This is a genomic window from Lysinibacillus agricola (assembly GCF_016638705.1).
GTDB lineage: Bacteria > Bacillota > Bacilli > Bacillales_A > Planococcaceae > Lysinibacillus > Lysinibacillus agricola.
Genome location: NZ_CP067341.1, coordinates 3,695,228 through 3,708,202, shown reverse-complemented (window position 1 = coordinate 3,708,202; position 12,975 = coordinate 3,695,228). Strand labels below are relative to the sequence as shown.

8 protein-coding genes are annotated in these 12,975 nt (G+C 39.4%); all 8 read left to right on the top strand.

Translation table 11 applies throughout. The annotated features are described in order from the left end of the window. The first annotated feature begins 327 nt into the window (after positions 1-327). Complete coding sequence (locus FJQ98_RS18425; protein ID WP_053596531.1) at positions 328-972, top strand: hypothetical protein; 645 nt, start codon at positions 328-330, stop codon at positions 970-972. After that, positions 969-2,510, top strand: coding sequence for a phage baseplate assembly protein V (locus FJQ98_RS18420; protein ID WP_053596530.1), 1,542 nt, complete (start codon positions 969-971; stop codon positions 2,508-2,510). Before FJQ98_RS18425 ends, FJQ98_RS18420 begins: the two co-directional genes overlap by 4 nt. Positions 2,511-2,525: 15 nt before the next feature. Beyond that, a complete protein-coding gene (locus FJQ98_RS18415; RefSeq protein ID WP_053596529.1) occupies positions 2,526-3,623 on the top strand; it encodes a pentapeptide repeat-containing protein in 1,098 nt (365 codons plus the stop codon). A 38-nt stretch (positions 3,624-3,661) separates the two neighbouring features. Further along, a complete protein-coding gene (locus tag FJQ98_RS18410) occupies positions 3,662-4,159 on the top strand; it encodes a hypothetical protein (RefSeq protein WP_053596528.1) in 498 nt (165 codons plus the stop codon). Between the two features lie 77 nt (positions 4,160-4,236). Further along, positions 4,237-4,635, top strand: a complete 399-nt coding sequence (locus tag FJQ98_RS18405; RefSeq protein WP_053596527.1) for a DUF4280 domain-containing protein — start codon at positions 4,237-4,239, stop codon at positions 4,633-4,635. Positions 4,636-4,665: 30 nt separating this feature from the next. Continuing rightward, positions 4,666-10,164, top strand: coding sequence for a DUF6531 domain-containing protein (locus FJQ98_RS18400; RefSeq protein WP_201406495.1), 5,499 nt, complete (start codon positions 4,666-4,668; stop codon positions 10,162-10,164). An 11-nt stretch (positions 10,165-10,175) separates the two neighbouring features. Then, positions 10,176-10,484: a hypothetical protein gene (locus FJQ98_RS18395; RefSeq protein ID WP_053596525.1), complete on the top strand. Its 309-nt coding sequence runs from the start codon at positions 10,176-10,178 to the stop codon at positions 10,482-10,484. 458 nt (positions 10,485-10,942) lie between these two features. Next, entirely contained in the window at positions 10,943-12,973 is a 2,031-nt protein-coding gene (locus FJQ98_RS18390) for an RHS repeat-associated core domain-containing protein (protein WP_053596524.1), read from the top strand. The last annotated feature ends 2 nt before the right edge of the window (positions 12,974-12,975 follow it).

The following is a 12,975-nucleotide window of genomic DNA, read 5'->3' as shown; positions in this document are numbered from 1 at the left end:
AAGTTCCATGTTATTTTTTCCTCACACAGTATATCTAACTACTAAATTTCAAATTTTCCCGATCTTCAGGATTATTTTTTTGTTTATTCCAAATAATAGAACTTATGAATGTTGACTTTTTATCTATGGTTTATTAGCATATTTAATGATGAAAATAACCAATTAATGGTTATATTGTCATATATGTATTTATTACTGGAATATTACTGAAAAAAATTAAATTAATAACAAAGTGACCTTAATAATCTGTCTTATTAATTGGAAAGCGAAAAAATACAAGGTCATGAGATGGAACGAATAAAGAATCGACACAAAGGAGCGAAAAAAATGAATTTTATGGATGAAGAAATTATCGAGATGACGAAACATGCAAGGCAGAAGAAACGAATGGAGAATATCGAAAACCAATTATTAAATACGGATATTGTGAAAGCGATTAAAGATGGGCAGCTCATGATTGAAGATGAAACGATTGAGTTTAAAGAAATGAGTTTTTATGAGGGTCAAATCCGGATGTGTATGCCTGCAGCCTTTGACGTGATGGAGCCTGAATTAATGGATATTAAATATCCATCCAGTCGTAGGCCAGATTATATTTATACAAGCGAAAGTACGTCCATCAATGTCACACTGAAAATCATGGAACAACAGGTAAAAGAAGAGGAATTAGAAGACTTTACAGAGGCTATGAGGAATATCCTTCAAAAAACGCAGCCAACTACAAAAATGTTGGATACCGCCATGATTGAAGTTAACGGTTTACAAATTGGTTACTTTGATTTCATTTCGCCCGCACTAGATAACAAGATTTATAATTTAATGTTTTTGTTTATAGTAGGCGAGAATGTGACAATGGGCTCGGTCAATTGTTTGAAAAAAGAGATGGATATTTGGAAACCCATTGCTTACGGCATGATGGAATCTATCTTTGTTGAAAACAAATTATTAGATGGGGAAGGTGTTGTCGAATGAGTAAGGAAACAGCCTTGACGTATAAAGATATCATCGTGATGCCCTATAATATTCGCGTCGATCAAATCGAAATTACGCAACAAATGAATGAGCATGCTACATTGCATTTGACGGGCGTGATTCCAGATGAACTCGAAGATTCCTATGTATATATGACGGATGCAGAAACGGCTATTGAAGTCGTGCAAATCGGTAGTGGTGGACAAACTATTCCTATTTTTAATGGGGTGGCGCTAGATGTACAAGTGAAATCGGTTTTGGGTACCTATTATTTGGAGGTTAAAGCTGTTTCGCATACGTATGTGTTAGATGTGAAGAAGATAAACCAAACCTATCAAAATGCGAGTATGCCCTATAGTGAATTAATAAATGCATGTATTGCCGATCAAAAAGGTGCAGACTTCATGGATTATGCCTCAAAGGGCTCTACTATTGGACGTTTTACGATGCAATATATAGAGACAGATTGGGAGTTTCTTAAACGTATGGCATCAAGATTCCATACAGGCCTAGTGCCAGATACGGTACACCCAGCCGCCAAGTTTTACTTCGGCGTACCGTTTCAAGCTGGGGGCACGCAGAAAATGGAGGCCATTAATTATCGAGTTAAAAAGGCGATCGGCAATTTCCTTGTGTCCAGTAAAAATCATCTCGACGGTATTACTGATAGTGACTACATGTACTATGAAGTAGAATCGTTCCAACCATTCAAAATAGGTAATGAAGTTACATTCCAATCAAAAAAATTGTATGTCTATAAAATCTACTCAACTTTAAAAGATGGCTTGTTCAAGCATATCTACACGTTAACACCTCAGAACGGCTTCAGTGTCCACACTACTTATAATCAAGCTATTATTGGCGCCTCCATTCAAGGGAAAGTAATTGATGTTGCGGGGGACAAAATTCGTATTCATGTCGATTTCGACGAAGGTCAAGATAAAGATACAGCGTATTGGTTTCCGTATTCTACGATCTATGCATCAGAAGATAATACAGGCTGGTACTTCATGCCAGAGCTATCTGATAACGTTAGAATCTATTTCCCAGGCAATCGTGAGGATGAAGGGATTGCGATTAGTTCCGTATCAAAAGCTCCTCCACAATCTGGTTCGATGTTAGCAGCGACGAATCCGCCTAGTCCAAGCGGTGGTGGAAGTGCCAGTGCTAGTGGCAGTGGCGGAGGTGGCGGCGGTGGGTCAAGACCTGCACCACCAGAGGATAGTCGCCAAGATCCAGCGCGGATGGCTGATCCAGATGTCAAAACGCTCAGAACGAAGCACGGTAAACAAATTCTACTTGCACCCGATCGGATTGTCATATCTGGTGGTGGATTAATGATTTCGCTTATGGATGATAATGGGATCTCCATCATAAGTGATAAAAATATTACCTTACAAGCAACAGATAAAGTCGCCATCAATGCGAAGCAAATTATGATTAATGCGACCGAGAAAATAGAGATGACTTGTAAAGACAGTTCCATCAAGATGGAAGACAAAATGGAGATTAAAGGAACAGAAGTACGAGCAAATTAGTAAGGATGTGGACGCATGAAACGAGAAGAAGCATTACAGCATTTTATGGATGAATGCGTGTCAGTTCATATCAGCCGATTACAAGAGAAGGTTGATCGACAGTTTCGTCAAGAGAAGGAAGTCTTACTAAAACCAATCATTCACGCGCTTGAACAGCTGTTTGCAAATATTAGAGATCAGCAAGAACAGGGAAGGTTAGCGCCAGTTGCTTTTATTCATTTTTCACTGCTACGAACATCATTACTAGATAACAAGTGTACGTATTTGGTAGAAGCATATGGAGAAAAATGGTACTACGACTGGGGAGAATGTACGGCCCAGTATGAAGCGGAATGGCTCAGCGAGGCGATTATAGATTTACACAAAACGCTTGAAAAAGAAAGAAAACCATATCTCGCTATCCAAGCAGCTGACGTTCGGGGAATTATTCAACAGACTGTGATTCTGTTTCATCAGTATATTATTCAATTGGTACGCTATCTTTTCCGCTATCAACAGGAAAGCGTTCCTGAAATAGACTTTCAACGAGCAGTGTGTTTGCGATTTCGTGTCGGGGAATATAAAGGATTTAGTGAAGATGTTGCGATGCTGGACGAACGGGAACGGGTGGAAGAAAATCTCCTCTCGTGGCTAGGGAAAAACGAGATGGATAAATCATATACATTTGAAAATTTCTCAAGCCTACAGTTACAGCAAAAATTTTTCGACCAAATGGACTTTTCTTATGCGAACTTCAATGGCAGCGACTTAGAAGGGGCTTCAATGAAACAAAGTGTTTGCGTCGGTACTAGTTTTGTAGATTGTAGCTTAGCGAATGTTGATTTTTCCTATGCAGCCATTCAAGATGCTGATTTTCGAAATGCCAATTTAGCAGGCGCTAATTTTACGCATGCACAAGGAAAAACGCTAATGCTTCCTGATGATGAAGTTGCGTGTTACCTTGGCACTGACTTCAGTCATGCAAATTTGGAAAATGCAAAATTTGAGTTTGCGCAGATTGCAGGCGCTAATTTTACAGGTGCTAATTTAAAAGGAGCTACCTTCTTTAAACGCGATCAAGAGAAATGTCTATTTAGCCCAGACCAGATAAAAGACATTCATTGGATTCATTAATTTGAAATCGACATAAATGATAGTTACAGGAGGAAAAGATGGAGTATTTTATTGTTCGGCAAGATCAAAGCATTACAAATCCAATTATTCCTTTCAAGACAGACCTCGATGATAACTTTGTCTGTTCATCTGTATTCGGGGAAGTAATAGAAAAAGAGAATGCGGTATATCTGGATTATTTAGAAAAGCCTCGAAGAATCGTGTCTGATGATTTAAAAGGGTTATTGGTGAAATATGAGGATAACTTAGAATTTACAGCCATTGTCTTTACAGATGTGAAGAAAGGAACACAGCGTGTGCATTGGCTTATGGACATTGTAAAGAAGAACTGTATTTCCGATGAGACGGCTTATTATCCAGACGGACAAATAAAGGAGCTCGTAATTGACCCGAAGAAAGTGGAACTGGATTGTATTTTTCAAGTCGACGGCAAAAAGGAATCGTTCACCATCGTTAATTTAGACGTGGCAGAAAGTATGTTACGACGACCATATCTCGGGATTCAGTTGCAACGAGTAAAACTACAAGGACGATAGAGCATTCTAATAAATCATTCCAAAACACTGTCGTAGTTTGAAACAGTGTTCAATCGATACGAAAGGAAGGATAGTTAATGGCTCAAGTTGTAGAAAGTTTGGAAACAGAAGGTTCGGAACAAGAGCAATTTAGTTATGTCGTACATGGAGCAATCATTTCCTGTGAACATGGCAGCCACCTCAATTATTTAAATTTGCCGCAAGACCATGGCGTTTATATTAAAGAGAAAGCCGTAATGAATGTAGGGGATCGAAACCCTGATAACATCCCAACCTTTGGTGTTTGTTTACAGTTGCAAAAGCCGTGTACACCAACATGCTCCATTGATTGGATGGAAGGGATGGAAAACGTCAATATCGAGGGAAAGCAAGCGTTATTAAGTCGCTGCCATACCCAATGCTCAGCAGGTGGAGGCAAAATCGAAATTATTCATGACGGTCAAGAGGAAGTAGAAATTCCGAAACAAGGTTTTTAAAAGGCAAGGTTGATTGAAAGGAGGTAAGTAATGAAATCGCTAGAAGAAAAGGAAGTACACACGGTTAGTACGTATGAGGATCTTGTGCTCGAATGGCCTTATCCACTTATTCATTTAGAAAAGTTAACCATTAAACATAAGGGCAATGACCATGCGAGATTGTACTTTACGGGAATGATTGCTGAAGAGCAAGCACAAAAGTATATTCAGCGGGTCAATCATACAGATGAAGTTGTTGTGAAATTTGGGCGAGACAGTGCCATTTTGTTCTCAGGAAGAATTGAAAATGCGGAGTTGCAGGCATCACAAGGGGTGCACTATGTTTCCGTTGAGGCTATATCATATACAGCAAATATGGATATTGCAAAGCGCTCACGTTCTTTTCAAGATGTGAACATGACGTACGTTCAGTTAATAAAAAATATCGTAAGCGCCTATCCTAATGGGGATTATATCGACCAAGCTTCTAACGGTCAAGCCATTGGTAGTATTGCGATTCAATACTTAGAAACAGATTGGGAATTTATTAAAAGAATGGCCTCCCGTTTGCACGCTGTTGTTTTTCCTGATTTAAAAGGAAAAGGTGCTCGATTTTGGCTTGGTACACCTCAAAGTAGGAAAAGCATAACGATCGACCATCTGCCTTCTATAGTAAGAATGGACGTCGATGCATATCGTTTGATTACTGAAAACGATGGTACGGATGTGAGTGAAGCAGATTATACTTACTGTGAGTTTGAAAGCACAGAGCCCCATGAGTTGGGCGCGTTGGTGCAATTCAAGGGAAGCTCCTATATTGTAACGACTAGGGAGACCCATCTTGATGAGGGTGTGTTGAAGTTTCAATATACTGCCCAACCAGAGAAAAGTATTCGTCAGCGATTGGCACGCAATTTAGATCTCATTGGTGCAGCGTTTACAGGAAAGATCATTGATGTTACGCAAAACACCGTTAAAATTCATTTAGATATAGATAAAAGCCAGGATCAAGAAAAAGCACATTGGTTTGCATATTCAGCAGATGCCAATGGTGTTATGTATTTAATGCCTCAAATAGGTGCACGTGCCCAATTACATTTTCCAAGTGCAGTTGAAGAAGATGCCATCGTTATCAGCTCGGTGCGTGTGAATCCAGCCACACCAGAGGGCGGGCAAAAGCAGACGCAGAAAATGGCGGATACTACCGTTAAATCATTGGCGACCAACGTTGGGAAAGATGTGACATTAGGCGTTGGTGATATTACCTTTAGTGCAGTAGATGGGGTCTTGGACTTAAAGATGGATGATGGAGATGGCGTAACATTTCAAAGTAACAGTACCATCATGCTAGCGGCCGATGAAACACTCGAAATTAGTGGGATGAAAGAGCTAGCCGTAGAGGCGGAAGAATGGATTGCGATATCAGCGAAGGAACAAAGTCATGTGATTATGGCCGCTGATACACAATTAATTAGTACGCTCATTGATCAAGAAGGTATAGAGAAGCAAAGCCAGCCACCGAAATTAAATGAAGAAGCAATCGAAGCTACGACGAAAGTTGACTTAATCTTCCCGCAAAAGGCAGAAGAAAAGAAAGAAAAGAAAGGCTGGTTTAGTAGTTTAGTAGATGGCGTAAGTACAGCGCTGGATATCGCTGGATTTATTCCTGTCATAGGTACATTTGCAGATATTGCGAATGCAGGAATAAGCTTGGCAAGAGGAGATTACATGGGGGCAGCCATGAACATTGTAGGTGCAGTCCCGGTTGTTGGTGATGCAGCCAAAACAGCTTATAAGGCCGGTAAAGCGGCAAAAGCTGCTGATAAAGCAATTACAGCCGCAAAAGCTGCAGATAAAGCAGTGGATGCATCCAAAGCAATAAAAGGGATGAAAGCAGCTTACACAAAAGTGTCTAAAACGCTAGATGCAGTATCGGCTCTAGCCAACAAAGGGTCTAAGGCCGTGAAGACGGCAGCGGATAAAGTCATCTCATCGATGGATGAACTGCTCGCTGTGTCGAAGGCAGTAGACGGTATGAAAGCTATGGCTAAAGCTGGGCTAACGAAATTTAATCATGGGGTATTAAAGAAATTTAATTGTACACAAGGGTTAAGTAAAAAATTCTGTAAAAGAGGATTTGAGCCCGTTGATTTAATTACAGGGCGTATGATTTATGAAGGCGTTGACTTTGAACTACCTGGACCTATCCCCCTTTCATGGGAACGTGCTTGGTACAGTGATAGTAGTCGTATTGGCTTGACAGGTCATGGGATGCACTTTACATACGATCTAGCCTTAGAGATTTATGAAGAAGATGACCTGATTGGAATTGTTGTGACGGATGGTCGCGCTGTTGGATTTCCAATTTTACCAATAAACTTGCCGTATTTTAACAAAAGAGAAAGAATGACCTTAACAAATACAGGCGAGGAGTATCATTTGTTTGAGCATGATACACGATTGATTTATGTATTTGAACAAATAACAGAAACAAAATACCGATTAAAAGAAGTAAAAAATGAACAAGAGCATCATATTCAATTTGCGTATAACCTTAAAGGGTTCCTATCTCAAGTAACAGACAGTGTAGGTAGAGTGCTTGAGGTTACAACCAATGAGGTAGGCAGAATGACAGAGGTTGCTTTACGCAACCAGATGAGTCGTGAAGTCTTAGTTCGCTATGATTATAATGATGGACAAGATTTAATCGAAATCCAAGATGCGTTAGGTCAAAGTACGCATATTAAATATGTTAATCACTTAATGATGCAAAAAACGGATCGCAATAAAAATAGCTTCTTCTGGCGTTATGATGGCCCAACTACAGGTGCACGAGTTATCAAAACATGGGGAGATGGCAATGTCCTTGCAGGGGAGCTTTCGTATCACGAGGGCTATAATGAGATTACGAATAGCTTAGGCCATAAGAGTTATTACTATTTTAACGAAGATAACCTCTGTACGAAAATTGTTCATCCAGATGGTAGTGAGGTCAGCTATGAATATAATGAGGACTTTGAATTACTGCAAGAAGTAGATGAAGACGATCGTGTGACGACATTTAGCTATGATGAATGGGCAAATCCAGTGACGATTACTCTTGCAGATGGCAGTACTTTATCGTCAAAGTATGATGAGAAGGATAGGTTAATTCAGGTAGTTAACGCAGAGGGTGGAAGTCGTCAATGGATTTATAATGAAGATAGCACATTGCAGGCAAATATTTTAGAAGATGGCACAAAAACAGAATTTTCCTATAATGAACAATATTTAATTAAAATGGTGACAAATGCGCAAGGCCATGTGGTAAGCTTAGCTTATGATGCTGATCTGAACCTGAGTCAAGTCACATTGCCAGACGGGACAAGTTCGACCTGGGCATATGACCGTCGTGGTAACTGCACAACAACGACCAATCCGCTAGGGGCTACTGAGAAGTTCCGATATGATAACTTGAATCGTCTAGTACGTGCAAATCTATCCGATGGTAACGACGTTCAATTAAAGTACAATGCCTATGATGATGTCATTTTCGCGAAAGATAACCATACCCAAGTAGCCTTTGATTACACCATTCTTGGCAGTTTGATAGCACGAGAACAAGGTGGCAAGAAAGTTAAATTCGCCTATGATACAGAGGAGCAGTTAACCGCTGTGATCAACGAAAGAGGCGAAACGTATCAGTTTGAACGTGATACGAAAGGCAATATCATTAAGGAAGTCGGCTTTGATGAGATTGAAAGAACGTATGAACGAAGTCTGGCTGGTTTAGTTCAGAGAATTCAACGTCCGGGTGATCGTTGGACAGCGTTCCAGCATGATGGTCTAGTGAATGTCATTCGGGCTGATTATTATGATGACACTTGGGAAACGTTTGGCTATGACAAAAATGGTTCGTTAATTCAGACCGAGAATGAGCATGTGAAAGTAAAACTGGAGCGAGACCCATCTGGACAAGTGATCAAGGAGTGGCAGAATGACCATTGGATTGCGAGTAATTATGATGAATTAGGCAACCGTTCACAAATTACAAGTAGCTTAGGTGCAAAAATAGATGTCGCTCGAAATGAAATGGGGAATGTGTCGCAAATCACAGCTTCTCGCTCAGAGCAAGAACATTGGACAGCATCAATGCAGTACAATGAACTCGGTCAAGAAATTGAAAGAATCCTACCAGGGGATGTCATCAGCAAATGGCAGTATGATACTACGGGTAGGCCAACACACCACCGAATAAGTAGTCAAAACCGCGATACACGAAGACGCGCGTATAATTGGGACGTCAATCATCGATTACGAAGTATGGTCAACGAGTTAACGGGTGTAAAAGTTACCTATGGCTACGATGAATTCAGTAATCTCGTTTGGTCCAATCAAGGCGGTCAATTTGATTTCTTACATCGCAGTGTTGATGATGTCGGGAATTTGTATGAAACGAAAGAAAAGACCGATCGTGTCTATGGTGCCGGAAGTAGATTGCTTGAAACGAGAGAGGCAACATTCTCTTATGATGATGAAGGGAATCTGATTCAGAAAGTTGAGAAGAATGGTGATACGTGGAAGTACGAGTACTATGGTAATGGCATGATGTCTAAGGTCATCATGCCAGACAACACAGAAGTTACTTTCAAGTATGACTCGCTAGGTAGACGAATAGAGAAGTGTTCAAGCGAAAAGATAACGAAATTCGTTTGGGATGGGAATACTATCCTACATGAGTATTTCTCAGAGAATAATTCAGATATATATGGAAATCTAGATGAGTGTTCTTCACAGAAAAACTCCGAAATAGTAGATAATCTAGTCACATGGGTGTTTAATGATGGGTTCATCCCTTCAGCTAAAATTACGAGTGAAGGTAATTACAGTATTATTAGTGACCATCTAGGAACGCCTGTAGAAGCTTATGATGACGAAGGTAAGAGGAGTTGGTTAGCAGAACTTGATATTTATGGAAGAGAAAAAGAATTTACCGGTGAGAAAGACTTCATTCCATTCCGTTATCAAGGGCAGTATGAAGATGTGGAAATAGGATTGTATTATAATAGATTCCGATACTACGACCCAGAACAAGGGAACTATACTCAAATTGACCCGATTGGACTTTCTGGAAATAATCCAACGCTGTATGGATATGTGAAAGATACAAATAAATGGACTGACCCATTGGGACTTATTATTGTTTATCGATTATTAAGACCTGATGAAGATCCTTCAAAAGGCTTGTCAGCGAAAAAACCAGGAAGGGGAATGACTGTTCATGGTCATGTTTCCACTGGATCAAGGAATAAAGGTTCGCAATTTATTTCAACAAGTACAGATCCCGAAGCATTAGCTAAACATCGTGAACCTGGACAAAGAATGGTTTCCTTTGATACTGAAGATGTAGTACCTGATAAGGTAGGTAATAAGAGGGTAATAGATATTTCTACTGTAGAAAAAAAAAAGGCAAACGGTGTTGGTAGTGTATCAGCAAGATTTGCAAATGACTCAAAAGAGATTTTGGTTGAGGCGCATGTTCCTTCCTCAGCAATAACACCATGTCGTTAAAGGAGATTTTTATGAATAAGAATGAAGCTTTAAATTTTGTTTATGAAAATATTTTAGGAGAGGATTCAATTTTAATACAATTAAGAAGAGGTGAAGGATTGAATGAGGATAGATTTAATGAATTAGTCACAGCGATGCAGTTATTAATAGTCGAATATAAGAATTTAGATGTTGTTCCCAAAAAACTTGCATTATCGTTTGTAGATATAAGTAATTACTTTTATTTTAACGAAGATAAATACTCTTTTGATGAACAAAATCATATTGAAGATGCTGTTCAAAAAATTTCTCAACTGGCTAATGAATTGTTTGACTATTAAAAATGTTAGAGTATATGTAAAAAATTTTGAGCCAATTCATTGTATTTTTCTGTCAGAAAAGAGATTATCTTATTCCGTATATTTACTCCCCTGCTTCATCTGAGGCAGGGATTTTTAAATATTAGCAACCACTCCCTCTAGAATCTGCAATTAAGGCGTTTGTGAATAATGATTCATAAACTTTTACATATTAGTGCGGTGGGTATTTGTGTTTGGTAACTGCCAGCAATGCTGCGACAGTACTTTTTCTTCGATAAATACTTATGAAGGTATGGGGATAGAGCGAGATGGATGCGCATATCTTCAAGCTATTCCCATGAAAAATCTACTTTTTGGTTGACACAGCAAGTACGATAGGTCTGGGTGGAATTTACCGATAACTACTTGGTTCCACAGAAAAATTCCGTTATGATAACTTGAATCGCCTTGTACGGGCAAATCTTTCAGATGGTAACGACGTGCAATTAAAGTACAATGCCTATGACGATATTGTTTTAGCGAAAGATAACCATACGCAAGTAGCCTTTGATTACACCATTCTTGGCAGCTTGATAGCACGAGAACAAGGTGGGAAGAAAGTTAAATTCACCTATGATACAGAAGAACAGTTAAATGCTGTAGTCAATGAAAAAGGCGAAGCGTATCAGTTTGAACGTGATGCGAAAGGGAATATCATCAAGGAAATCGGCTTTGATGATATTGAAAAAACGTATGAGCGAAGTCTGGCAGGATTGGTTCAGCGAATTCAACGTCCAGGCGATCGTTGGACAACATATCAGCATGATGGTCTAGGGAATGTTATTCGAGCTGATTATTATGATGACACTTGGGAAACGTTTGGCTATGACAAAAACGGCTTGTTAATGGAGACTGAGAATAAACATGTTAACGGAAAGTTGGTGCGAGACCCATCTGGACAAGTGATCAAGGAATGGCAAAATGATCATTGGATTGCGAGCACTTATGATGAATTAGGCAACCGTTCACAGATTACGAGTAGCCTGGGGGCAAAAATAGATGTCGTTCGTAATGAAATGGGCAATGTGTCACGAATCACGGCTTCTCGTCTAGAGCAAGAATATTGGACAGCATCTATGCAGTACAATGAACTCGGTCAAGAAATTGAAAGAATCTTACCAGGGGATGTTATTAGCAAATGGCAGTATGATGTAACCGGTAGACCGACACATCACCGCATAAGTAGTCAAAATCGTGACACACGAAGACGCCTGTATAATTGGGATGTCAATTATCGCTTACGAAGTATGATCAACGAGTTAACAGGTGTAAAAGTTACCTATGGTTACGATGAATTCAGTAACCTCGTTTGGTCCAATCAAGGCGGACAATTTGATTTCTTACACCGCAGTGTCGATGATGTCGGGAATTTGTATGAAACGAAAGAAAAGACAGATCGTGTTTATGGTGCGGGAAGCAGATTACTTGAAACAAGCGAGGCAACATTCTCTTATGATGATGAAGGTAATCTGATTCAGAAAGTTGAGAATAATGGCGATACGTGGAAGTACGAATACAATGGCAGTGGGATGATGTCTAAAGTTGTTCTTTTTTCAAAGAGCAACTTGGTTAAGGAAGTTACGTTTAAGTATGATCCATTAGGTAGGCGTGTTGAAAAGAGTTGTGAGGGAAAAACTACTCATTTCGTGTGGGATGGGAATACGATTTTGCATGAATGGGTTGACGATGCTAGTGACCTGAATGTTAGAAGTACATCTACTAACATTGAAAATCATGATTCGGGTGGAATTCCTAAAAGTCTTGTAACTTGGATATTCGATCCTGAAACATTCATACTGTCTGCTAAACTCACGAAACAAGGGAAATTTAGTATTATCACAGATCACCTTGGAACGCCTGTTGAAGCATATGATTCAGAAGGAAGTAGAGTCTGGTCAGGTGAATTAGATATTTATGGACGAGTTAAAGTACTTATTGGTGAAAAGGATTTCGTTCCTTTCCGTTATCAAGGTCAATATGAGGATATTGAGATAGGGCTTTACTACAATAATTTCCGATACTATGCTCCAAGCGAAGGGATTTATACTCAGCAAGATCCAATTGGATCTATGGGAGATAATCCGACGTTATATAGTTATGTTGGTGATCCTAATTTTTGGATAGATCCTTTTGGTCTTTCTGCTGGTCGAGGAAAGAAACAGCAAAGGTTAAAAGCACTGGTCAATGATCCGAAGCAGCCAAGATATGTTAGAGGCTGGATGCGACAAGAATTAAATAGATTAGGGAAGAAAAGAGGAAATGGAAAAGTTATTAGAAATGTGCGTAATCCTATAGGCTTTGAATTAGCTCATTGGTATGGATATGAGTCAGACAAAGGTTATGATTATATGCACTCGGATCTTAAAGTTATTCAGGATCATAAAAATCAACATGTACTTGACGACAAAGGAAGAAAAAATAAAGAAGGAGCGAGTAAGAAAGCACCTTGTTTAATAAAAAAGAAGAAATGAGG

Coding starts and splice junctions, on each gene's coding strand:
- FJQ98_RS18425 (WP_053596531.1), top strand. CDS start 328: ATGAATTTTATGGATGAAGAAATTATCGAGATGACGAAACATGCAAGG.
- FJQ98_RS18420 (WP_053596530.1), top strand. CDS start 969: ATGAGTAAGGAAACAGCCTTGACGTATAAAGATATCATCGTGATGCCC.
- FJQ98_RS18415 (WP_053596529.1), top strand. CDS start 2,526: ATGAAACGAGAAGAAGCATTACAGCATTTTATGGATGAATGCGTGTCA.
- FJQ98_RS18410 (WP_053596528.1), top strand. CDS start 3,662: ATGGAGTATTTTATTGTTCGGCAAGATCAAAGCATTACAAATCCAATT.
- FJQ98_RS18405 (WP_053596527.1), top strand. CDS start 4,237: ATGGCTCAAGTTGTAGAAAGTTTGGAAACAGAAGGTTCGGAACAAGAG.
- FJQ98_RS18400 (WP_201406495.1), top strand. CDS start 4,666: ATGAAATCGCTAGAAGAAAAGGAAGTACACACGGTTAGTACGTATGAG.
- FJQ98_RS18395 (WP_053596525.1), top strand. CDS start 10,176: ATGAATAAGAATGAAGCTTTAAATTTTGTTTATGAAAATATTTTAGGA.